We start from the raw sequence: 21447 nt of genomic DNA on the forward strand, positions 1-21447 counted from the left end.
ACACCGACGCCCCGGACGGCGAAGGCCGCCGGTGGCACGACCGGGAGGAGAAGCGATGACCGAACGCGGGAACACCACCCATCGCCCCGAACTCGACGAGCAGCTCGCGCACGAGGCGCAGAGCATCGTCCAGGGGCACGGCAGCAACGCCCACGTCGAGGAGTTCCGGCAGTCCGAGCCGGTCCCCGACGACACCGACGACCCGGAGACCCTCGCCGCGTCGGGCTACGACGGCGAGCTCGAGGGCGAACTGCAGGACGACACCACCGACGTCCTGCCCGAGGACGACGCCGACCGTGCCGACCCGTTGCCCACCGGCGAGGGCGACGGAGCCGACGCGACCGTGTACCGCACCGAGACCGGGGAGGGCAGCACCGATGGCTCTGACGCAGAATGACGCCCCGCACCTGCAGTCCGGGATCGCCGAACGCCTGAAGCGCGGGGGCACGTGGACGTGGGCCTACGTCGACGCGTCCGGTGACCGTGAGGACCCGCAGCACCTGGCCGCCCTGCAGCGTCGGAAGGCCGAGGACGTGCTGCGGTCGGCCGGGGCGGACGCCGAGGTCATCGACACGGTGATGGCCGAGCTCGAGGAGACGCCGGGGGTGCCGGCACCCGTGAGCCGGTACGTGCTCGTGCACGACGGCGAACTCGTGCTCAGCGAGGTCCTGCCCGGGGCGATGCACGCCCCGACGTCGATCGGCCACGACCCCGTGCCCGACCTGCTGCCGCTCCTGGCGCACCGGCCGCTCGACCTACCGTTCCTGATCGTCGAGGTCGGTCGCGAGGGCGGTGGCTACCGCGCCTACCGTCTGGGTCACGCCGACGTGCCGGACCGTCGCGACGAGCAGCGCGTGCAGGGCCGCACCGACACGCTCCACAAGTTCCAGGGCGGCGGCTGGTCGCACCTGCGGTGGCAGCACCACACCGAGGAGATCTGGCGCGACAACCAGAACGAGGTCGCCACGGCCGTCGACGAGGCGTTCCGGCGGCTGCAGCCGAAGCTCATCGTGGTCGCGGGGGACATCCGCGCACGGGGGCTCCTGCTCGACCAGTTGTCCACCGAGGCGCGCGCCGTCGTCTCCGAGGTCCCGGTCGACACCCGGGCGTCGGATGCGTCGGAGACCGCGCTCGTCGAGCACGTCGACATCGCGCTCGCCCGGGTCATCGCGACCCGCCGGCACGACTTCGAGGACCTGCTCCGCACGCACGTCGGCCGCGGGGACAACCAGACGGTCGCCGGCCTCGGGTCCGTCGTCGAGGCGCTGCAGCAGGCGCAGGCCTCGGTCGTCGCGATCGACGCCGCCGCGATCGGCGACCGCACCCTGCTCGCGCTCGGAGCGGTGCCGTGGATCGCCACGGCACCCGAGCAGGCGGCGGGTGCACCGGTCATCGGACCGGTCCCGGCCGTGTGCGCGATCGTCCGGGCGGTCGCCCTCACCGACGCGGAGCTGCTGCTCGTGAACGCCGCATCGCTGCCGAACGGTGCGCCCGCCGCGGCGTTGCTGCGGTGGCCGGTGGGACCGGCGGTGCCGGCCGCCTGAGCGGTGACCGGACGACGGACGCCAGGCCCGGTGCCAGCTGGTACCGGGCCTGGCGTCCGTCTCGGCGCGATCCTGCGGGCCGCCACGACGGCCGCGTATAGCGTCCCGGCCATGACCGACGACCGCCGACGTGAGCTCGGCACCAGCGACGCCCCCGTGGAGGACGAACTCGCGGAGTCCTTCGACGCGACCATCGAGGAGGGTGCGGAGCGGCTGCAACGGACGACCCGGGCCGTCCTCGTCACGGGGTTCTTCGGCGGCCTCGAGGTCGGTCTCGGGGTGATGGCGTACCTGGCGGTGCTCACCGAGACCGACAGCCACCTGCTCGCCGGGCTGGCCTTCGGCATCGGCTTCATCGCGCTGCACCTGGCGCACAGCGAACTCTTCACCGAGAACTTCCTGATGCCGGTCGCGGCCGTGGTTGCCCGCGAGGGGACCGTGCTGCAGCTCGTTCGACTGTGGGGCGGCACCCTCGTGGCGAACCTGGCCGGGGGATGGGTGTTCATGTGGCTCGTCGTCCAGGCGTTCCCGCAGTGGCACGTGACGCTCTCGGAGTCGGCACACCACTACGTCGATGCGCCGTTCGGACTGCAGAGCATCGTGCTGGCGGTCCTGGGCGGCAGCACGATCACCCTGATGACGCGGATGCAGCAGGGCACCGACTCGGACCCCGCGAAGCTCGTCGCCGCCGTCGCCGGAGGCTTCCTCCTCGCCGGGCTGCAGCTCTTCCACTCGATCCTCGACTCGCTGCTCGTCTTCGGGGCGATCCAGTCGGGCGCGGACATCACCTACGGGCAGTGGCTCGGCTGGTTCGGGTACACGCTGCTGTTCAACGTCCTCGGCGGGCTGGTGCTCGTGACGGCGCTGCGCTTGCTCCGGACGAAGGAGCTCATGCAGGACCGCCGCCGGGACTCCCAGGACGACCCCGAGCGCGCCGACCACGAACAGGGCTGACGAGCGCGACGGGCGGTGCGACTGACGGGGTCGCTCGCGGTCAGTCGCGCGAGCGGTCAGTCGTGCGAACGGTCGCGGCGGGGCACCAGCGGGACCGCGAGCAGCGGGAGCACCGCCACGATGCCGAACGACGCCGCGAACCCGAGCGCACCGACCAGGGCGCCGATGCCCGGACCGACGGCACTCGCCGCGATGAACTGCCCGGTGTTCTGCGCCCCGAGCGCCCGGCCCGACCAGAACGGACCCGCCGCCTCGGCGACCGACGTGTAGGCCAGCCCGTTGTCGGCGACCGTCACGCTCGTCGCGAGCACCAGGAACACCGCAGCCCCGGCCAGGTGCGTCGCGTCGACGACCGCGAGCACCGCCATCACCACCGCCGCGCTCACCGCGACGATCCGGAGGGGGCCGACGCGCGACCCGGCCCGGTCGCTCCAGCCACCGACCACGATCCGGCCGATCGCCCCGACGAACTGCGCGGCGCCGACCAGCATCCCGGCCGCCGGTGTCGACCAGCCGAGGCCCACGAGCCAGACGAGCCCGTACGTCGACAGGGTGAACTGCGGCACCACGAGCAGGACCGACACCGCGTGCACCCGCCACAGGAAGCCGCTCGACCGGTAGGGGTTCGCGGTCGCCGTCGTCGCCACCGTGGCCCGGGCAGGGCGTGGCGGGTCGGTGATCCCGATCGCGCAGCAGACGGCGAGCACCGCGCAGAGCACGATCGGCAGGACCAGGGCCGCGCGGATCCCGGAGCCCTCGGCGAGCTGCGGCACCGTGACCGCCGCGAGCGTCACCCCGAGCGGCTGCGACATCTGTCGGATGCCCATCGCGAGTCCCCGGCGCTCCTTCGGGAACCACCCCACCACGACCCGACCGCTCGCGGCGTTCGTCGAGGCACTCGTCATGCCGCCGGCCAGGAACGCCAACCCGAGCAGCACCGGGTCACCGGCAGCCAGCCAGGCGGCGACCACGGCGAGCGTGGTGAGCACGAGGCCGCCGGCGATGACGACGCGCTCGCCGAACCGGTCGGTGATCGCGCCCCAGGCGATGAGTGTCAGGACCATGCCGAAGGTCGGAGCGGCGGCGAGGACCCCGGCGACCGGCAGGGACGTGCCGCGGCTGAGCAGGTGGGGGATGAGGAGCGCCGGGGCGGACACGACGAGCGTCCCCGCCGCCTGGGCCGCGACCCCGAGGGCGAGCATCGTCCAGGCGCGGGCCGAGACCGGCGACGTCGTGGTGGATCGCTGCGGAGCGTCGGTCGTGGGCATGGGTCGTCTCGGCCGTTCGTCGTCGTTCCATCGCGGAACGGTTTGGTATACCAGAACGGTATACCATTCCAGTCGTCACGCCGCTAGGCTTGTCCGCCGTGACCGACACGACCGACGCCGCGCCCGTGTCGCAGACGGCCCAGCTCTACGACAACCTGCGCGCAGCCATCCTGACCCTCGACATCGCACCGGGCGAGCGCATCTCGGAGCGGGGGCTCGAGGCGCGGTTCCACGCTTCGCGCACGCCGGTCCGCGCCGCACTGTCGCGGCTCGAGCGCGAGGGGCTCATCCTGCACGAGGGTCGTTCGTGGACGGTCACCCCGATCGACCTCGACGAGATCGCCTCGCTCGCCGAACTCCGGGGCATCCTCGAACCCGCTGCCGTTCGGCTGGCCGTCCAGCGCGCCACTCCGGAGCAGTTGGCGGAGGTCCGCGGGCACCTCGACGCGCTCCAGCCCACCCCCGACCAGCAGGCAGGCATCCGGATGGGGTCGACGTTCCACCTCGACCTCGCCGCACTCGGTGGCAACCGGTTCGTCACCGATGCCATCGCCGACGCCCTGACGCGACTCGAGCGCACGCGCTGGATCGAGGTCCGCACGCCCGAGGCGCGCGACGCCGCGTGGGACGAGCACAGCGCCATCATCGACGCGGTACGCGACGGTGACGCGGACCGCGCAGCGGAACTCGTGGCCGCCCACGTGGCCGGCACGAACGACCGGCTGCTCAGCTGGATCGCGCAGGAGCGCCGACGCCTGCGCGGGGCGGGCATGACGATCGTGGGCGCGACCGAGCGCTGACGTGGGCGCGACCGAGCGCTGAGGTGACGAGCGCTGAAGTGAGCGGTCTGCGGGCGCTGCCCGGGCCTCCTGACCGTTCCCGGGGGAGGCCGGGCGCGAGCCGCTAGCGCAGGTCCGTCGTCTCCTGCGGCGCGTCGAGATCGTCGAACCTGCGGATCGAATCCGTGCGCTCGAGCAGCGCGTCGCGCACCTCGGCCTCGTCGTGGCTCGCACGGAGCGTGAGCTTGCTCCCGGAACGTGTCGACTGTGACATGTCGTGTCCTTCCCCTGCGTGTGGGCAACCTGATCGGTGCGGGCACGCGGCCCGCTGGTGCGCTTCCTCACGGGACGTACTGAGGTCGGAACAGTGTCGCGCGACCCCCGCTGTCCCGCAAGCGTTTCCGGCACCGTGTGGAGAACTCCCGGGACACGGCATGCCTAGGATGGTCCGGCCGCACAGCGCGAGGCGCGGCACCAGCGGACGTCGAAGGGGAGGCACGGGTTGGCCGACCAGCGCACCGCACCTCCCACGGTCTACGACGTCGCGTCTGCAGCCGGCGTCTCCATCGCCACCGTCTCGCGCGTGCTCCGCACGCCCGACGCCGTCCGCGAGGGCACCCGGGACCGCGTGCAGGCGGCGATCCGGAGCCTGGGGTACGTCCCGTCCGGCAACGCCCGGGCCCTCGCCGGCAAGCGCACCGGCGTCGTCGGGCTGTTGCTGCCCGGGTTCGACGTGGTGCCCGACGAGCGGCCGGACCTGGTCACCGACGGCGGCGTCCGCGTGGTCGACGACCGGCGGCACGTGACGCAGCCGTTCTCGTCCAACCTGTACTTCGACGAGGTCCTGCGCGGTGCCGAGACCGAGGCCTGGCAGCGGGGGCTCGCACTCATGGTCGCCGCCGGGCGGGGGTCGTCGCGCGACGTCATCGTGAACGACGTCGCCGGCCGTGTCGACGGGCTCGCCGTGCTGGCGCAGACCGTGCCCGACGACCTGCTCGAGCACGTCGCCCGACGCATCCCGGTGGTGGTGCTCGCCGACGACCGGCGCTCGCACGGGTTCGACTCGGTGAGCGTGGACAACGCCGCGGGCATGCGGACCCTGGCGTCGCACGTGATCGGGCGCCTGGGGATCCGCTCCCTCGCGTACGTCGCGGGGCCCATCGACTCGCCCGACGACATGGAGCGCTCGGCGGGGTTCCGCGCAGCGCTGGCCGACCACGGGGTGTCGGCCTCGACCGTGCGGACCGTGCACGGCGACTTCGGGCGGGCTCGGGCGCGGGAGCTCGCGGTGTCGCTGCTGGCCGACGAGGTCCCGCGCGCCGTCGTCTGCTCGAACGACCAGTCCGCGCTCGGGGTGCTCGACGCCGCTGCTGCCCGGGGGCTCCGCGTGCCCGAGGACCTCGTCGTGACCGGGTTCGACGGCATCGACGCCGGTCGGTTCTCGTCGCCGCGCCTGACGACCGTGCACCAGCCGATGGGGGCGCTCGGCCGTGCTGCCGTCCTGGCGATCGTGGACCGGCTGGAGCGCCGCGAGGGGCCGCCGCGCGCCGTGCGCCTGCCCGTCGAGGTGCTGCTGCGCGAGAGCTGCCCGCCCGCGCTGTAGGCGTGCGTCGCCCCGCGCCGACGACACCTCGCACGGTGCCACCCCGCGAAACAACACCCGCGCTTGCACGCCACGATGTAAGCGCATACATTGAGCACGTACCGACTCGACATGGAGGTCGACCGAGCAATGACGCTTCCCCCACAGCGCACGCGCGGCACGCGTGACCCAGGCCCCCGCCGCCGAGGCCGCCTCGTCGCGGCCATCGCCGGCCTCGCCGCAGTGGCCCTCGTGGCCACCGGCTGCAGCATCCAGGTCCGTTCCGAACCCGATCCCACCATCGGCAAGGACACGATGCTCATCAACGCGGACCGCGGCAACCCGCTGTTCGACCGCAACTTCAACCCGTACATCGCGAACGCCCGCACGGCCTCCAAGTGGATGTACGAGCCCCTCATCGAGGTGAACCCCCTCGACGGCAAGCGCAACCCGTGGCTCGCCAGCGCGTGGAGCCAGCCCGACGCGAAGACCATCGACATGACGATCCGCTCGGGTGTCGAGTGGTCCGACGGGTCGCCGTTCAGCGCGAAGGACGTCGTCTTCACCTTCGACCTGCTCAAGAAGTTCCCGGCCATGGACGTCAAGGGCGCCTGGCAGCACATCGAGCGCATCGAGCAGGACGGCGACCACGTCGTCTTCCACCTCAAGAGCGAGGACGTCCCGAGCCTGACGATCATCGGGCAGACCTACATCCTCGGCCAGGACCACTGGGGCGGCGTGAAGGACCCGACGACCTGGCGCGACCCGAACCCGGTCGGCACCGGGCCGTTCGTCCTCGGCAACTACACCGACCAGCAGTACTCGATGGACAAGAACCCGGAGTACTGGCAGGCCGACAAGATCGCCATCAAGCACCTCATCCTGCCGGCGACGAACACGCAGCTCGACACCGTCACCCGCGGCTACGACTGGGCGTACTCGTTCATCTCCGACGTGAAGGGCACCTGGGGCGCCGCGTCGAAGACGAACGAGTGGTGGTTCCCGGCCGGCGGTGTGATCGGCCTCATCCCGAACCTGACGAAGGCGCCGTACGACGACGTCAACGTCCGCCGGGGGATCTCGCTCGCGCTGGACCGCGACGCCATCGCCGAGACCGCGTCCGAGGGCAACCTGTCGGCGGCGGGCCAGACCGGCCTGATCCTGCCGAACCAGGAGCGGTACCTCAACCCGGACATCCCCGACCAGGGCATGATCACCCAGGACACGAAGGCGGCACTCGCCAGCCTCGAGAAGTCCGGTTACACCGTGCAGGGCGGCAAGGTCGTCAAGGACGGCAAGCAGCTCGCGATCACGATCATGACCGCGAACGGCTACTCCGACTGGCTCCGCGCCGCGCAGGAGGTCCGCCGCGAACTGACGGCCATCGGCATCAAGGTGACGATCCAGGCACCGCAGCCCGCCGGGTACCAGCAGAACATCAACAACGGCACGTTCGACATGGCGATGGGCGGCATGGGCAACGGTGACGTTTACCAGGCGTTCAACTCCCTGCTCAGCAGCGAGTTCTACCAGCCGGTCGGCAAGTCGACCGTCAACAACTACGAGCGGTACAAGAACGCCGACACCCAGAAGCTCCTCGACGAGTACAAGGCGACGACGGACACCGCGAAGCAGCAGGAGATCCTCGACCAGCTGCAGCAGACCGTGTACGACGAGCTCCCCGTCATCGGCATGTACTACGGCGGGCTCTGGGGCCTGTTCAACACCGGCAAGTTCGTCGGCTGGCCGAGCGCGAAGGACCCCTACATGGCACCGCAGAACTACGACTCGGCACCGCTGCTCATCTTCACCAAGCTCCGGCTCCGCGACAGCGCCGCCGGCAAGCAGATCCTGCAGGAGCAGAACGCCGAGCAGCAGGAGGACCAGAAGTGAAGTACGTCCTCCAGAAACTCGTCCTCTTCGTCCTGACCCTCTGGGCCGCGGTCACGCTGAACTTCGTGCTCCCGCGCCTGATGCCCGGCAGCCCGGCCGACGCCGCACTCGCGAAGCTCAGCCAGAACGGTCCGGTCACCGACGCCACCAAGAAGGCCATCGAGGCCCAGCTCGGGGTGCCGACCGGCAACCTCTGGGACCAGTACGTCAGCTACCTGCACCAGGTCATCACCCTCGACTTCGGCACGAGCTACACGTTCTACCCCCAGCCCGTCGGCGACCTCGTGTCGAAGGCCCTGCCGTACACGCTGATCCTGGTCGGGGTCGTCACGATCCTGGCGTTCGTCCTCGGCACCCTGATCGGTGTCGCGGCGGCGTGGAAGCGCGGCACCTGGCTCGACTCGCTGCCCACCCTGTCGGGGAGCTTCATGTCGACGTTCCCGTACTTCTGGACCGCCCTGCTGCTGCTGTTCTTCCTCGGCTACGTGCTGCACTGGTTCCCGACCACGGGCGCCTACTCGGCGACGACGACGCCCGGGCTCAACGGCGCCTTCTTCGGCGACGCACTGCAGCACGCGGTGCTGCCGGCGGTCACGATCCTGGTGACGAGCCTCGGCGGCTGGATCATCGGCATGCGCAACGCGATGATCAACACGCTCGGTGACGACTACGTGACCTTCGCCGAGGCCAACGGCCTGCGCGGACGTACCGTGGCCATCCGCTACGCGGCCCGCAACGCGATCCTGCCGAACCTGACCGGCTTCGGTCTGGCGCTCGGTGGCGTGGTCGGCGGTTCCGTCCTGGTCGAGCAGGTCTTCGGCTACCCGGGCATCGGCTACCTGCTGTTCAACGCCGTGATCGGGCAGGACTACCCGCTCATGCAGGCCCTCTTCCTGATGATCACCGTGTCGGTGCTCATCGCCAACTTCATCGTGGACGTCATGTACGGCGTCCTGGACCCGAGGACGCGTCGATGACCAACAACATCACGAAGGCGGCGTGCTGCGCCCACATCAAGCACACGGGGGCACGTCGATGACCAACAACATCACGAAGGCGGCGTGCTGCGCCCTCATCAAGCACCCGGGGGCACGTCGATGACCAACAACGCAACCATCGCCGTGCGAACGCAGGACACGGAAGAACAAGCGGCTCCGTCCAAGTGGCGCGCCGCGGCCCGCCAGTTCGGCGTCGTCTGGTCGAACAAGAAGGCCCGGATCGGCATCATCATCCTCGGCGTCTTCGTGTTCGTGGCGGTCTTCGCCCCGCTCCTGGCCCCGTACGGCGCCAGCCAGAACGGCTTCGCCCGGTCCGCCGATGCAACGCCCGACCACTGGATGGGCACCACCGCCGCCGGCGAGGACGTCCTGTCCCAGATCATCTACGGCGCCCGAATCTCGGTCATGGTCGGCGCGGTCGCGGGCATCCTGTCCACGCTCGTCGCCGTCGCGATCGGCCTCAGCTGGGGCTACGTCCGCGGCTGGATCGCCGAGGTCATCGGGTTCATCGTGAACCTGTTCCTCGTCATCCCGGGTCTGCCCCTGATGATCGTCATCGCCGCCTACCTGCAGAACGGCGGCATCGCGGTGATCATCGCGGTCATCGTCGTGACCGGTTGGGCGTGGGGCGCTCGCGTGCTCCGCTCGCAGACGCAGTCGCTGCGCGGCCGGGACTTCGTCACCGCCGCCCAGTTCTCCGGTGAGGGCGCGACCCGCATCGTGTTCCGCGAGATCCTGCCGAACATGACGAGCCTCATCGTCGGCAGCTTCTTCGGGGCAGCCACCAGTGCCATCCTCGCCGAGGCGGGTCTCGAGTTCCTCGGACTCGGCGACTCGTCGATCGTCAGCTGGGGCACGATCCTGTACTGGGCGCAGAACTCGAACGCCCTGCTCACCGGGCAGTGGATCCTGCTCTTTGCGCCGGGTCTGTGCATCGCGCTGCTCGCGATGAGCCTCACCCTGATCAACTTCGGCGTCGACGCCGTGTCCAACCCGCGGCTGCGCGACGGCGCACGGCCCCGTAAGGAGAAGCGCGCATGAGCGGCTTGCCAGCAACGCACCCGGCAGACGGCCTGGAGGCGCCCACCGGCGCCGCCACGGGCCTCCAGTCCGACAGCGGTGCCGTCCAGGACGTCCTGCTCGACGTCCGCGACCTGTCGGTCGTCTACGAGTCGGCCGGCCAGAGCGCCGTCCAGGCCGTTGACCACGTGTCGTTCCAGCTGCAGAAGGGCGAGTTCGTCGGCCTGGTCGGCGAGTCCGGTTCCGGCAAGTCGACGCTCGGGTACGCGCTGACCCGGCTGCAGAAGCCGCCGGCACGGACGAACGGCGGCAGCATCGTCTTCGCGGGGAAGGACATCCGCGACCTCGACGACGAAGCCCTGCGCCAGCAGCGGCAGGGCGGCTTCGCCATGGTGCTGCAGTCCGGCATGAACGCGCTCAACCCGGTGCGCACCATCCGGAACCACTTCATCGACGTCTTCAAGGCGCACGGCCACGTGCCGCGCGACCGCTGGGACGCCCGGATGAAGGAGCTCATCGAGAAGGTGAAGCTGCCGACCTCGATGCTCGCCCGGTTCCCCGGGGAGCTCTCCGGCGGCATGCGGCAGCGCGTCTCCATCGCCCTGGCGCTCTCGCTCGAGCCGCAGCTCATGGTGTTCGACGAGCCGACGACGGCGCTCGACGTCCTCGTGCAGCACGCCGTGATGGACACCATCATCGAGCTGCAGCGCACCGAGGGCTTCACGGCGATCCTGATCAGCCACGACCTCGGCATCGTCCTCGAGGCCACCGAGCGCGTCCTCGTCATGCACGAGGGCCGGATCGTCGAGGACGGCGGCGCACGCGAGATCCTCCGAGACCCGCAGGACGAGTACACGCAGATGCTCCTGTCGCACTACGCCGACCCCCGCGCCGAGGTGGTGTCGCTGCCCGGCTTCCCGGACCGCTCGCTCCGTGCCGAGGCCGGCGAGAAGCGGCAGGAGACGACCTCGTCGTTCAGCACCGTCGGCTCCCGTGAGCGCGGTGCCGCCCGCAACCCGATCGTCGTCGACCACATCGTGAAGACCTACCCGGCTCCCCGCCGCGGTGAGCAGCCGGTGCAGGCCGTGCGCGACGTGTCGTTCACCCTGGAGCCCGGGCAGTCGCTCGCCCTGGTCGGCCAGTCCGGTTCGGGCAAGTCGACCATCGCGAAGCTGCTCACCGGCGTCGAGAAGCCGACCACCGGCACGGTCCGGTTCGGGGACCTCGACGTCGCCCGCCTCGGCAAGCGCGGCCTGCGGGACCTGCGCTCCGAGGTCCAGATGGTGTTCCAGGACCCGTACTCGGCGCTCAACCCGCTGCACACGGTCGAGTACACGCTGTCCCGGCCGATCGCGAACTACACCGGGCTGACCGGCCGCGATGCCCGGCGCCGGGTGCTCGAGCTGCTCGAGACGGTGGGGCTCACCCCCGTCGAGCAGTTCGCGCAGAAGCTCCCGCACCAGCTCTCCGGCGGGCAGCGGCAGCGCGTGGTGATCGCCCGGGCGCTCGCGAGCGACCCGCAGGTGATCATCGCCGACGAGCCGGTGTCGATGCTCGACGTGACGCTGCGTGCCGGCGTGCTCGCACTGCTCGAGGACCTCCGCGAGCAGTGGGGCGTCTCGCTCCTCTACATCACGCACGACCTGCTGAGCGCGCGGCTCATCACGGACGACATCATGGTGCTCCACGAGGGCGCCGTGGTCGAGCGGGGTCACACGGCCGAGGTGCTGCAGCACCCGCAGGACGACTACACGGTCGCCCTGCTGGACGCGGTGCCGAACCCGCGGAGGACACTGCGCGCATGACGAAGCTGCACGAGTTCCCCACCGTCCCGGCCTTCGGGCACCTGCCCACCCCGGACGGCGTCGACGTGGTCGGGATCGACGTCCCGGTCGGGCGGCTCACGGCCTACCGGATCGTGCCCGAGGGGGTGTCGAAGGGCGTCGTGCTCATCGTCCCCGGCTACACCGGCTCGAAGGAGGACTGGCGGACCTTCCTGCCCGTCCTCCGCGACGCCGGGTGGACCGCGGTCGCGATCAGCCGACGCGGTCAGGCCGACTCGGCCGCACCGACCGGACCCCGCGACTACTCCCTCGACGAAGAAGCCGCCGACGTCGTCCGGGTCGCGCGCCTGCTCGACGACGGCGCCCCCGTGCACCTGGTCGGGCACTCGCTCGGCGGTGTGATCGTCCGGGCCGCCGCGATCCAGGACCCGACGGCGTTCCGCGACGTCGTGCAGTTCTGCTCCGGGCCGCACGGTTGGCCGTACCGCAAGGTCGCCGAGCTGACGATCCTGCACGACACCGGCGGGAACCTCCGGCAGCTGTTCGACTCGACGAACCCGCTCTGGGCGTACCGGCCCGACGACGAGCTGCCCGACGACGTCCGGATGGTGCGCGACCGCTTCGACGCGACCAGCCCGCTCAGCGTCGTCGCCGGCGGGCACATCCTCGAGGACCACACTGACGCCTCCGACGCCCTGCGCGCCACCGGCCTGCCGGTCCTCGTCGCCCACGGCGAGTGGGACAACGCCTGGCCGATCCCGTGGCAGCGGCAGATGGCCGAGGACACCGGGGCAGCGTACGAGGTGATCCCGGCCAGCTACCACGGCCCCCAGGTCGAGAACCCCCTCGGCACGGTCGCCGTGTTCGACACCTTCTTGTCACAACACTGAAAGGCACCATCATCTCCACGCTGCAGTTCCCCGACGGCTTCCTCTGGGGTGCCGCCACCGCCGCCCACCAGATCGAGGGCAACAACGTCAACAGCAACTGGTGGGTGCACGAGCACGAACCCGACACCACCATCGTCGAACCCTCGGGCGACGCGGCGGACAGCTACCACCGGTACCGCGAGGACATCCGCATCGCCGCCGACCTCGGCCTGAACTCGTACCGGTTCAGCGTCGAGTGGGCCCGCATCGAACCGGAGCGCGGTTTCGTCAGCCGTGCCGAGGTCGACCACTACCGCCGCATGGTCGACGCCTGCCACGAGTTCGGCATCGAGCCGATCGTCACCCTCATGCACTTCACTGTTCCGCGCTGGTTCGAGCGCGACGGCTTCTGGCGCGCACCCGACGCCACCGACCTGTTCGCCCGCTACACCGAGGCGGCGCTGCCGATCGTGCAGGACGGCGTCCGCTACGTCTGCACGATCAACGAGCCGAACATCGCGGCGATGCTCGCCGGCGGCGAGGACGCCGCGAATCTGGTGGCCTACGGTCTGCCGAACCCGGACCTGGGTGTCGCCGACGCCCTGCTGGCCAGCCACCGGCGGTCGCGCGAGGTCCTGTCACAGGTGTCGGGCCTCCGGTCCGGGTGGACCGTCGCGACGCAGGCGTTCAAGTCCAACGGTGAGCCGGGCGCGGACGCGATGCTCCGCGAGTACGGGTACCCGCGCGACGACTGGTACCTCGAGAACGCCGCTGGCGACGACTTCCTGGGGGTGCAGGCCTACACCCGCACGTTCATCGGTCCGGACGGGCCCCTGCCCGTCGCTGACGACGTCGAGACGACCCTGACGGGTTGGGAGTTCTACCCCGAGGCCTCGGCCGACGGGCTCCGCAGCGCGTGGGAGCTCTCCGGTGGTGTCCCGCTGATGATCACGGAGAACGGCATCGCCACCGCCGACGACTCCCGCCGGCAGGCGTACACGCAGGGCGCGCTCGAGGGCATCCACCGCTGCATCGAGGACGGCATCGAGGTCCTCGGTTACCAGCACTGGTCGCTCCTGGACAACTACGAGTGGGCCTCCGGCTTCCGCCCGACCTTCGGGTTGGTCGCGTGGGACCGCGAGACCTTCGAGCGCACGCCGAAGGACTCCGCCCGCTGGTACGGGCGGGTCGCGCAGGCGAACGCCCTCGAGCCGGTCACCGTCTAGGACGGTCGACCCCGCAGGCGCGCGGCGGACGGGAGGCCCTGCTCCCGTCCGCCGCGCTTCGTCACGTCCGGCCCGGTTCGGCCCACGGGCCGCGGTGCGGACAGTGCTCAGGCGGCGAGCAGGTCGGCGACGGCCGTCTCGCGGAGCAGCTCCGCGCGGTCCGCAGCGGTCGAGCCCTCGTCGTCGGCGGCGTCCCGGTCGACGTCGAGCGACAGCACGACCCGGACCGTGTCGAGGTCGCCGGAGTCGACAGCCGCGATCAGCAGCGTCGCGCCCCGTGACCCGCGCGCCCTGGTGTCCTCACCCGCGGTGGCGAGGGCACGCACGATCGAGGCGTGGCCGCCCCACGCAGCGCGGACGATCGGTGTGTTGCCGTCGCCGTCACGGGCCTCCAGGTCGGCGCCCGCTGCGACCAGCACGTCGACCGCCCGTCGCGCATCGCGGTCGATCGCCAGCGTCAGCGGCGTCCGCCCCTCGGTGTCCTCCAGCTGCAGGGTCGCCCCGCGGCGCAGGAGTTCCTCGAGCATCTCGGGGTGGTCGAACCACGCGGCGGCGTGCAGCGGCGCGAATCCCCAGCGGGGGTCGACGTCGTCGACGTCGCTCGCGTCGTCGGCCAGGTGCAGCCCGCCGAGGTCGCCGTACGCGGCGGCCCGCACCACCTCGGTCGCCCACTCCACCCAACCGTCCGGTACCGGGCCGTGCCAGCCGCGTGCCGGGCGCGACTCGAGGCCGGAGTACACGGTCTCGGCGACGCTCCGGATCGCCACCCGGACACCCCGGAACCGGATCGCGACCTCACCGACGGGGGAGATCAGCAGGCGGAGTTCCCAGGCGTCGTGCTCGTTCAGGTACTCGAGCTCGCCCCGGGCGACGTGCGCATCGCCGGCGAGCAGCGCTGCGGGGTCGACGCCCGGCGGGTCGATGACGGCGTCGCGCAACCGGAGCGACACCCTGGCGTGGTTCCAGCGGCGCCACAGGCCGCTCGGGGTGTCGAGCACCTCGTCGTTGCGGACCACGATGTCGGCGTGCACGACGACCGGGTCGGGCACACCGTGGCCCGGCAGGTCGACAGGGGTCGTCACGTCGTCCTCGTCGGCATCCGGGTCGACGACGGCGTCGGCGGACTCCACGACCCAGCGTTCGATCCGCGAATCGGTCCACTTGACCGTCAGGAGCGCGGCGATCGTGGGCGGGGCGTCCTCGAGCAGCCGGGTCACGTGTTCGCGCTGGCCGTCGAAGTCCTCGAGGGAGACGTAGCCAACGGAGGGCCAGTTCACTCGACTCCATCGCACGGGACGACACTACCCGGCAGAGGTCAGTCCTCCTGCGGCGGGACGGGTGAGGTCCTCGTCGCGTGTTCTCGTCCAGCTTCGCAGTTCTCCACAGGTGTCACCCTTCCGGAGCGGCGCCGCCCGGAATGTGAGATGTTGAAGACATGCCGCCGCGGACCGTCCCCCGACTTGCGGTACGGACTGCGTCCAGAGGTCCTGATCGCGCGACTGATGGGCTCGAGGACCTGCGGCGACGGCTGGTTCGAGCCCCGGGGAGCAACAGGCGGCTGGCCCCGCGAGTGAGCGGACGGTCGACGAAGCGGTGGGCGAGCGGCGCCACGGCGAGCATGGCACCGACGGTGATCGTGACGACCACGAACCACGGCACCCAGTACGCGCCCGCAGCGGCGAGTACTGCGGGCACCACCGGCGCCAGGAGTGGGTGAACGAGGTACAGCGCGTACGACGCAGCGCCGCCGGCCATCACCCAGCGGGGCACGAACCGGCCGATCCGATCCTCCAGCCAGACCGCCGAGAACACGACAGCGGCGATCACGAGCGGGACGACGGCCGCCGAGACCTCCAGCCGTTCGGCACGCAACGAGGCCAGGGCGCCCATGCAGACCGCGATGCCGCCGAGCGACGAGACGGTCAGGCCCGGTCGTCGTGCTCGCCACCCGCGGGCGATGACCATCCCGGCGAGGAAGTAGAGCGTCACGTCATCGGCGTAGAACCACCATGCTGACCCGGTGGCCGGGCGCAGGAGTGACGCGGCGGCTGCGATCGTGAGGATCGGTGCGCAGAGGGCCAGCGGGTCGACCCGGATGGCCAGGGCGAGCGTCATGAGCGCGTAGAACGCCATCTCGAAGACCAGCGTCCACCCGACGCCCCAGAGCGGGTGGATGGCACCCGCTTCATCGTGAGTGGGGATGAACAGGTACGACGCGAGGACCGTCCCCGGGCTGAGGGCCGAGTTGACCACCAACGAGCCGGCCAGCACCACCGCGGCGATCTTGATGGTGGTCATCAGCCAGTAGAGCGGGACGACCCGCGCGAGCCGCGCCCGGGCGAACCGGTGCCAGGACGCTGGCGTCCGACCGAGGTCGTCGCCGACGATCACCATCACGAAACCGCTGATCGTGAAGAACAGCCAAACGCCCAGTCCGCCGATCCGGTCGAGCTGCGGGGTGTGCTCGTCGAAGCGCTCCGCCGAGTAGTAGCACGCGTGGACGATCACCACGAGGGTGGCTGCGACGTACCGCAGCGCCTGGATGAGACGGAAGGGCTGCTGTCGGGATCGCATGTAACCATTCTACATACGAAATACGAACATACGCGATGATATCAGGCACGTGCTATGGATATAGCACGTGATATACTAACGACATGACCACTCGAACCGCAGCGCGCGAGGTCGTCTACCTCGGCTGGACGGGGCACGGCAACTACGGCGACGAACTCCTCCTCGAGACCTGGCGTCTCGCCCTCGGGATCGACGCCGTTTCGCCGGTGACCCGACGGGAGCGGCTCGCCGACGTCCAGAGCGCGATCCACTCGTACCGCACCGGACGTCGTACCGAGCGGATGCTCCTCGTCGGTGGCGGGACGGTGCTCGGCTTCCAGAACTGGGCGCGGCACGTGGCAGATGCTGCTCGGGTGTACCGCGCAGACGCAGTGGTCGCACTCGGCGCAGGGGCTGCTGAGTCGACCGACACGTTCGCCCTGGGCCTGCAGGGGCACGACTGGCGGCGCTGGTCGGGGCTCCGATCGATCCTGCTCGGTGTCCGCGGTCCGCTCACGGCAGTGGAGTGCGAGCGGGCCTTGGGTCGTCCTGCTGTCGTCGGTGACCCTGCTCTGCTGTACCCGGTCGTGGCGGGCATCGAACGCGTCCATGACGCCGACGGCCCGGTCGGTGTGAGCGTCGGTGCTGATCCGGCGTCGCGGTTCGATCCGCGGTCGGTCGCGGCGGCGGTTCGCGGGATGTCCGGGGCGGACACCGAGATCGTGTTGTTCGCACTGTCCCCGAACGACCTCGCCGCTTGTCGGACCCTGCAGTCCGAACTGCACCGCCCGTCGCGGATCCACCGGTTCGACGGCGACGTCCGCGCAACCACCTCGGAGATCAGCCGGTGCAGTCTCATGCTCACGGAGCGACTGCACGGCGCTGTCGCCGCGGTCGGCCTGGGCGTCCCCACGGTGCCGCTCGCCTACGCCTCGAAGTGTGACGACTTCTGGCTCAGCGTCACGGGTGAACGGCCCGCGGTCGTTCCGGGCTCGACGGAGCAGCAGATCCTCGATGCTGCGACCCGGGCACTCGACCCCCTGGAGCGCTCGGCGACCCAGGCGCAGGTGAACGTGCTCCGCCAGCGCCTCGTGGTCGGGGTGCGACGGATCGCCGACTGGCGCGAGGGCGTCACCACGACCGACCAGCTCCGCGAGCCGCTCCCGTTCGAGACGGTCGAACCCGCTGGTGCCCACGGAGGTGTTGCCTGATGGAGGCTCAGGAGTACGTCCGGATCCTGCGCAAGAGCTGGCTCCTCATCACGGCGACGGCGCTGCTCGGCATCCTCAGCGGTGGTGCGCTCGCAGCTGCGTCGAAACCCGCCTACACCGCGTCGACTCGTCTCTACGTCTCCGTCCGTGCGCAGGAGGGCGCCGCCAGTACGGATCTGAACCAGGGGACGAGCTTCGCGCGACAAGCGATCTCCACGTACGTCGACGTCGTGAACAGTCCGATCGTCCTCGATCGCGCCGGACGCGAGCTGGAGCCGCAGATGACGGCAGCCGAGCTCGCGCCGCTCGTCAGCGCTTCGTCCCCCGCCAACACCGTGCTCCTCGAGGTCTCCGTGACGGACACCAGCGCGAAGCGTGCGGCAGACATCGCGAACGCCGTCGGGGAGTCGTTCGCACGCGTCGTGTCCGAGGACCTCGAGAAACCGAGCGTCGGACCGTCCCTCATCGCCGTGAAGACGATCGCGCCGGCATCCGTGCCGAGCGCGCCGAGTGCTCCACGGGTCCCGCTGATGCTCGCGATCGGCCTCGCGGTGGGTCTCGTGACCGGGGTCGGGATCGCGGTGCTCCGGACGAACCTCGACACGAGGGTCAGGACCGCGGAGCAGATCGAGGCAGTCGCTCGCCGCCCTTACCTGGGCGGGATCTTCGTCGATCCGGACGCCCAGAAACGTCCCCTCATCGTCCACGCCGATCCACGGAGTCCACGGTCGGAAGCCTTCCGTCGACTCCGGACGAGTCTGCAGTTCGTCGGCCTCGGCGACGCTGGCCGCTCGTTCGTGGTGACCAGTTCCGGGCCGGGCGAGGGCAAGAGCTACGTCGCGGCGAACCTGGCCATCGCCCTTGCTGAGACCGGAGCGAGTGTCGCGCTCGTCGATGCGGACCTCCGGCGCCCCCGTGTGGCGGACTACCTCGGCATCGAGGGGAACGCCGGGCTGACGGACCTGCTCATCGGACGTGCGGAGATCGCCGACGTCCTGCAGCCGTGGGGTGAGCAAGCGCTCTCGGTGCTCCCGTCCGGACGCATCCCCCCGAACCCGAGCGAGATGCTCGGCTCCGCTGCGATGCGTGCAACCGTGGAACACCTGGAGCGCAACTTCGACTACGTCGTGATCGATGCGCCTCCGGTCCTGCTGGTCGCCGATGCCGCCGTGCTCAGCGCCGTCGCCGGCATCCTCTTCGTGGCCGCCGCCGGCAAGGTCCGCAAGGCGGATGTCGTCGCGGCACTCCGGGCGCTCGACGCCGTCAAGGCGGTCACGTTCGGAGTGGTCGGCCAGATGCTGCCGATGCGCGGTGCCGGTGGTGGGTCCTACGGCAAGTACGCCTACTACGACGGCGACACCCCGGTCATCGAGCCAGTGCCCGAGGAGCGGCGCGGCCGGCGCGGTCTGACCACATGACCCGCGGTGTCGGCTCGACCGTCGCGCGCCCGGTCGGCGCCGCCCTCACCCACCCCGAACCCTCTGGGAGTTGAACTTGTCAATCCTCGTCACCGGCGGCGCCGGGTACATCGGCTCGCACGTGGTGCGCCTCCTCGAGGAGCGAGGCGAGTCGGTCGTCGTGGTCGACGACTTCTCGAGCGGCCTCAGGTCGCGGGTCGAAGCCGTCGTCATCCAACTCGACCTCGCGGCCGCTGATGCCACGTCAGTGCTCATCGACGTCATGCACGAGCACGACGTGTCCTCGGTCATCCACCTCGCGGCCCTCAAGGACGTCGCGGAATCGGTCGCCGAACCGGAGCGCTACTACAGCGTCAACGTCGGAGGGCTCGGGCACCTGCTCGAAGCGATGCGTGGGGTCGGGGTCGCTCGGATCGTCTTCTCGTCCTCGGCTGCGGTGTACGGCGCTGTGCATGACGTCGTCGTCACCGAGCGGACCCCGTGTTCGCCGATCAATCCGTACGGGCAGACGAAGCTGATCGGTGAGTGGATGCTCGACGCAGCGCACGACGCCTGGGGTCTGCGGGCGATCTCGCTGCGCTACTTCAACGTCGCCGGCGCCGGATGGGACGACCTCGCGGACACCGCTGCCAAGAACCTCATCCCGATCGTGGTGGATCGGATCCGTCGCGGTGAGCCACCGGTCGTCTACGGCGACGACCACGACACCCCCGACGGCACCTGCGTCCGCGACTACATCCACGTCGCAGACCTCGCACGGGCGCACCTCGCCGCGGTCGACACGCTCCGCGACGCCAGCGACTTCGCCGGGCCGGTCAACATCGGCACGGGCAAGGGGGCGTCCGTCCGAGAGGTCGTGGCCGAGGTGAGCAGCGCCCTCGGGCGACCGAGCACCCTGCGGGTCGCCGAAGCTCGTGCTGGCGATCCCGCCGCGGTCGTCGCGGACCCGTCCGTCGCGGCCGATCAACTCGGGTGGCGGGCTCGTCACGGTCTCGACGCGATCGTCCGTTCCGCCCTCGGAGCAGTCCACTCCTGACGCACGATGGGTGCGACCGTCGCGTTCTCGGCTCGGGGCCCTTCAGAGTCGCCGCGACACGGGCGCCCAGCGGAGCGCGGCATGGAGAGCAGGGACGACGACCCACGGCGTGGTCGCGGCGATCAGCCGCACGGGTACCGCGATGTCCGACGGCACGGCGATGAGGATGCCGAGCGAACACGCGAGCGTGATGACCCGCACAGTCGTGAGCTCGGCGTTCGACCGGCGGTAGCGCTGAAACGTCGAGAACACGGTGCTGGTCCACAGTGCTGACACCAGGAGACAAGCGACGACGCTGAACGGGACTGCGTCGGAGAGCGCGGTCACGTGGACGGCGCTCAGGACGAACGGCACGACCGCAGCCGCCGTCGTGCCCCAGAGCACAGCGGCCACGATCGCGCTCGCAGCGATCGTTGCGGGGAAGGCGAGCGACCGCATCCGTGCGCGGAAGGACGACGGCGCAGCCTGAGTGGGATTCCGGTGATCGGCCGATCGTTCCTCGACCGCGCGGCCTCGCATCGAGCGGATGACGGTCGGGGAGAGTCCTGTCTGCAGCATCTGGAACGGCCCCGCGATGAGGGTGGTGCAGCTCCGGAACGCGCCGGCCACGGCGAGTGACGTCGATGCGCCGAGCGCGATCACCACCGCGCTCATCGTGGTGCCGATCAGGACACCGTCGAGCGCGAGGAACGGGATGTCCCGCCGGTACTCATCGAGGAACACCCGAACGCTCCACGACCGGGTCGGGCGTCCTCGCAGTGCGAGTCCTGCGGCACCCGCTCCGTACGCGATCGTCATCGCCACCGGCAGCGCCACCGACGCGTCGACGCCGGGCAACAGCCCGATCGCACAGAATCCGGCCAGGACCACCATGACCACGGCGTCGGTGGAGACGACGCGACCGTAGCGGACTGCCGACATCTCGACCGATCGTGTCGTGTCGTACAGGGCGTACGTGACGAGTGCCACTGCGAGCGCGAGTCCGGATGCGGCGGTCGCGAGACCGAGGCCGACGACCGCGATCGTGATCGACGCGGGAACAGCTGCGGCGAGGGTGAGCAGCACCGCAGCACGGCGTGCCGCTCGAGACCGTTCCGGGTCGCCTGACAGGTAGATGACGACGGGTAGTGCTCCGAACCCGCGCACGAAGCCGGCCGCCACGAAGAACACGGAGAGCAGAACGGCGAAACGGCCCCATCCGTCGGGAGTCAGGCGGACGGTGCCGACGATCGTGATGCCCATCTGGCCCAGGCTCAGCATCGCCTGAGCGGCGAAGGGGAGCGCGAGTCGGCCGAGTCGCTGCATGTTCGCG

General features: G+C 70.6%; 19 protein-coding genes. 14 read left to right on the forward strand and 5 right to left on the reverse strand.

Going from position 1 to position 21447, the window contains the following annotated elements; genetic code table 11:
* The first annotated feature begins 55 nt into the window (after positions 1–55).
* The 3 genes from DEJ35_RS03205 to DEJ35_RS03215 all read left to right on the forward strand — a co-directional run bounded on the left by DEJ35_RS03205 (position 56) and on the right by DEJ35_RS03215 (position 2498).
* Positions 56–397, forward strand: a complete 342-nt coding sequence (locus DEJ35_RS03205; protein WP_110858719.1) for a hypothetical protein — start codon at positions 56–58, stop codon at positions 395–397.
* Positions 378–1544, forward strand: coding sequence for a Vms1/Ankzf1 family peptidyl-tRNA hydrolase (locus DEJ35_RS03210; protein WP_110858720.1), 1167 nt, complete (start codon positions 378–380; stop codon positions 1542–1544). Before DEJ35_RS03205 ends, DEJ35_RS03210 begins: the two co-directional genes overlap by 20 nt.
* A 111-nt stretch (positions 1545–1655) precedes the next feature.
* Positions 1656–2498, forward strand: a complete 843-nt coding sequence (locus DEJ35_RS03215; protein WP_110858721.1) for a formate/nitrite transporter family protein — start codon at positions 1656–1658, stop codon at positions 2496–2498.
* A 56-nt stretch (positions 2499–2554) separates the two neighbouring features.
* Here the strand turns inward: DEJ35_RS03215 and DEJ35_RS03220 are convergent, their stop codons facing one another.
* Positions 2555–3766, reverse strand: coding sequence for an MFS transporter (locus DEJ35_RS03220; protein WP_111192045.1), 1212 nt, complete (start codon positions 3764–3766; stop codon positions 2555–2557).
* Between the two features lie 98 nt (positions 3767–3864).
* On the opposite strand from DEJ35_RS03220, the gene DEJ35_RS03225 reads away from it, so the two are divergent.
* Positions 3865–4566, forward strand: coding sequence for a GntR family transcriptional regulator (locus DEJ35_RS03225; protein WP_231564062.1), 702 nt, complete (start codon positions 3865–3867; stop codon positions 4564–4566).
* A 103-nt stretch (positions 4567–4669) separates the two neighbouring features.
* Here the strand turns inward: DEJ35_RS03225 and DEJ35_RS17165 are convergent, their stop codons facing one another.
* Positions 4670–4819, reverse strand: a complete 150-nt coding sequence (locus DEJ35_RS17165) for a hypothetical protein (RefSeq protein WP_181435490.1) — start codon at positions 4817–4819, stop codon at positions 4670–4672.
* A 228-nt stretch (positions 4820–5047) separates the two neighbouring features.
* Between DEJ35_RS17165 and DEJ35_RS03230 the strand changes: the two genes are divergently transcribed.
* The 7 genes from DEJ35_RS03230 to DEJ35_RS03260 all read left to right on the forward strand — a co-directional run bounded on the left by DEJ35_RS03230 (position 5048) and on the right by DEJ35_RS03260 (position 13917).
* Positions 5048–6148 carry a LacI family DNA-binding transcriptional regulator gene (locus DEJ35_RS03230; RefSeq protein WP_111192046.1) on the forward strand — a complete coding sequence of 367 codons (1101 nt, stop codon included), beginning with the start codon at positions 5048–5050 and terminating at the stop codon, positions 6146–6148.
* A gap of 90 nt (positions 6149–6238) precedes the next feature.
* On the forward strand, positions 6239–8020 hold the full coding sequence (locus DEJ35_RS03235) for an ABC transporter substrate-binding protein (RefSeq protein ID WP_258369767.1): 1782 nt from the start codon (positions 6239–6241) through the stop codon (positions 8018–8020).
* The gene (locus DEJ35_RS03240; RefSeq protein ID WP_111192047.1) at positions 8017–8997 is read left to right on the forward strand and encodes an ABC transporter permease; all 981 of its coding nucleotides are present in this window, start codon (positions 8017–8019) and stop codon (positions 8995–8997) included. Before DEJ35_RS03235 ends, DEJ35_RS03240 begins: the two co-directional genes overlap by 4 nt.
* Positions 8998–9117: 120 nt before the next feature.
* Positions 9118–10059 carry an ABC transporter permease gene (locus DEJ35_RS03245; protein WP_110858726.1) on the forward strand — a complete coding sequence of 314 codons (942 nt, stop codon included), beginning with the start codon at positions 9118–9120 and terminating at the stop codon, positions 10057–10059.
* Entirely contained in the window at positions 10056–11843 is a 1788-nt protein-coding gene (locus tag DEJ35_RS03250; RefSeq protein ID WP_111192048.1) for an ABC transporter ATP-binding protein, read from the forward strand. The genes DEJ35_RS03245 and DEJ35_RS03250 overlap by 4 nt, the downstream gene beginning before the upstream one ends.
* Positions 11840–12712 (forward strand): alpha/beta fold hydrolase, encoded by an 873-nt coding sequence (locus DEJ35_RS03255; RefSeq protein ID WP_111192049.1) that lies wholly within the window; start codon positions 11840–11842, stop codon positions 12710–12712. The genes DEJ35_RS03250 and DEJ35_RS03255 overlap by 4 nt, the downstream gene beginning before the upstream one ends.
* An 8-nt stretch (positions 12713–12720) precedes the next feature.
* Positions 12721–13917, forward strand: coding sequence for a glycoside hydrolase family 1 protein (locus DEJ35_RS03260; RefSeq protein WP_111192086.1), 1197 nt, complete (start codon positions 12721–12723; stop codon positions 13915–13917).
* A gap of 107 nt (positions 13918–14024) precedes the next feature.
* Here DEJ35_RS03260 and DEJ35_RS03265 read toward each other — a convergent pair whose 3' ends face one another.
* Both DEJ35_RS03265 and DEJ35_RS03270 read right to left on the reverse strand, forming a co-directional pair.
* On the reverse strand, positions 14025–15209 hold the full coding sequence (locus DEJ35_RS03265; RefSeq protein WP_146244736.1) for an ankyrin repeat domain-containing protein: 1185 nt from the start codon (positions 15207–15209) through the stop codon (positions 14025–14027).
* A gap of 97 nt (positions 15210–15306) precedes the next feature.
* Complete coding sequence (locus DEJ35_RS03270) at positions 15307–16491, reverse strand: acyltransferase (protein ID WP_111192051.1); 1185 nt, start codon at positions 16489–16491, stop codon at positions 15307–15309.
* An 83-nt stretch (positions 16492–16574) separates the two neighbouring features.
* Here DEJ35_RS03270 and DEJ35_RS03275 point away from each other — a divergent pair, with 83 nt between their 5' ends.
* From DEJ35_RS03275 to galE, 3 genes are all read left to right on the forward strand, one after another.
* Complete coding sequence (locus tag DEJ35_RS03275) at positions 16575–17681, forward strand: polysaccharide pyruvyl transferase family protein (RefSeq protein ID WP_111192052.1); 1107 nt, start codon at positions 16575–16577, stop codon at positions 17679–17681.
* Positions 17681–19099, forward strand: coding sequence for a polysaccharide biosynthesis tyrosine autokinase (locus DEJ35_RS03280; RefSeq protein WP_111192053.1), 1419 nt, complete (start codon positions 17681–17683; stop codon positions 19097–19099). Before DEJ35_RS03275 ends, DEJ35_RS03280 begins: the two co-directional genes overlap by 1 nt.
* Positions 19100–19175: 76 nt before the next feature.
* On the forward strand, positions 19176–20135 hold the full coding sequence (gene galE / locus DEJ35_RS03285) for a UDP-glucose 4-epimerase GalE (protein ID WP_111123509.1): 960 nt from the start codon (positions 19176–19178) through the stop codon (positions 20133–20135).
* Positions 20136–20177: 42 nt separating this feature from the next.
* On the opposite strand, the gene DEJ35_RS03290 is transcribed toward galE, so the two are convergent.
* Positions 20178–21440: a hypothetical protein gene (locus DEJ35_RS03290; protein ID WP_111090158.1), complete on the reverse strand. Its 1263-nt coding sequence runs from the start codon at positions 21438–21440 to the stop codon at positions 20178–20180.
* Positions 21441–21447 lie beyond the last annotated feature (7 nt).

Source organism: Curtobacterium sp. MCPF17_051, assembly GCF_003234595.1.
Classification (GTDB): domain Bacteria; phylum Actinomycetota; class Actinomycetes; order Actinomycetales; family Microbacteriaceae; genus Curtobacterium; species Curtobacterium flaccumfaciens.

Coding starts and splice junctions, on each gene's coding strand:
- DEJ35_RS03205 (WP_110858719.1), top strand. CDS start 56: ATGACCGAACGCGGGAACACCACCCATCGCCCCGAACTCGACGAGCAG.
- DEJ35_RS03210 (WP_110858720.1), top strand. CDS start 378: ATGGCTCTGACGCAGAATGACGCCCCGCACCTGCAGTCCGGGATCGCC.
- DEJ35_RS03215 (WP_110858721.1), top strand. CDS start 1,656: ATGACCGACGACCGCCGACGTGAGCTCGGCACCAGCGACGCCCCCGTG.
- DEJ35_RS03220 (WP_111192045.1), bottom strand. CDS start 3,766: ATGCCCACGACCGACGCTCCGCAGCGATCCACCACGACGTCGCCGGTC.
- DEJ35_RS17165 (WP_181435490.1), bottom strand. CDS start 4,819: ATGTCACAGTCGACACGTTCCGGGAGCAAGCTCACGCTCCGTGCGAGC.
- DEJ35_RS03245 (WP_110858726.1), top strand. CDS start 9,118: ATGACCAACAACGCAACCATCGCCGTGCGAACGCAGGACACGGAAGAA.
- DEJ35_RS03250 (WP_111192048.1), top strand. CDS start 10,056: ATGAGCGGCTTGCCAGCAACGCACCCGGCAGACGGCCTGGAGGCGCCC.
- DEJ35_RS03255 (WP_111192049.1), top strand. CDS start 11,840: ATGACGAAGCTGCACGAGTTCCCCACCGTCCCGGCCTTCGGGCACCTG.
- DEJ35_RS03270 (WP_111192051.1), bottom strand. CDS start 16,491: ATGCGATCCCGACAGCAGCCCTTCCGTCTCATCCAGGCGCTGCGGTAC.
- DEJ35_RS03275 (WP_111192052.1), top strand. CDS start 16,575: ATGACCACTCGAACCGCAGCGCGCGAGGTCGTCTACCTCGGCTGGACG.
- DEJ35_RS03280 (WP_111192053.1), top strand. CDS start 17,681: ATGGAGGCTCAGGAGTACGTCCGGATCCTGCGCAAGAGCTGGCTCCTC.
- DEJ35_RS03290 (WP_111090158.1), bottom strand. CDS start 21,440: ATGCAGCGACTCGGCCGACTCGCGCTCCCCTTCGCCGCTCAGGCGATG.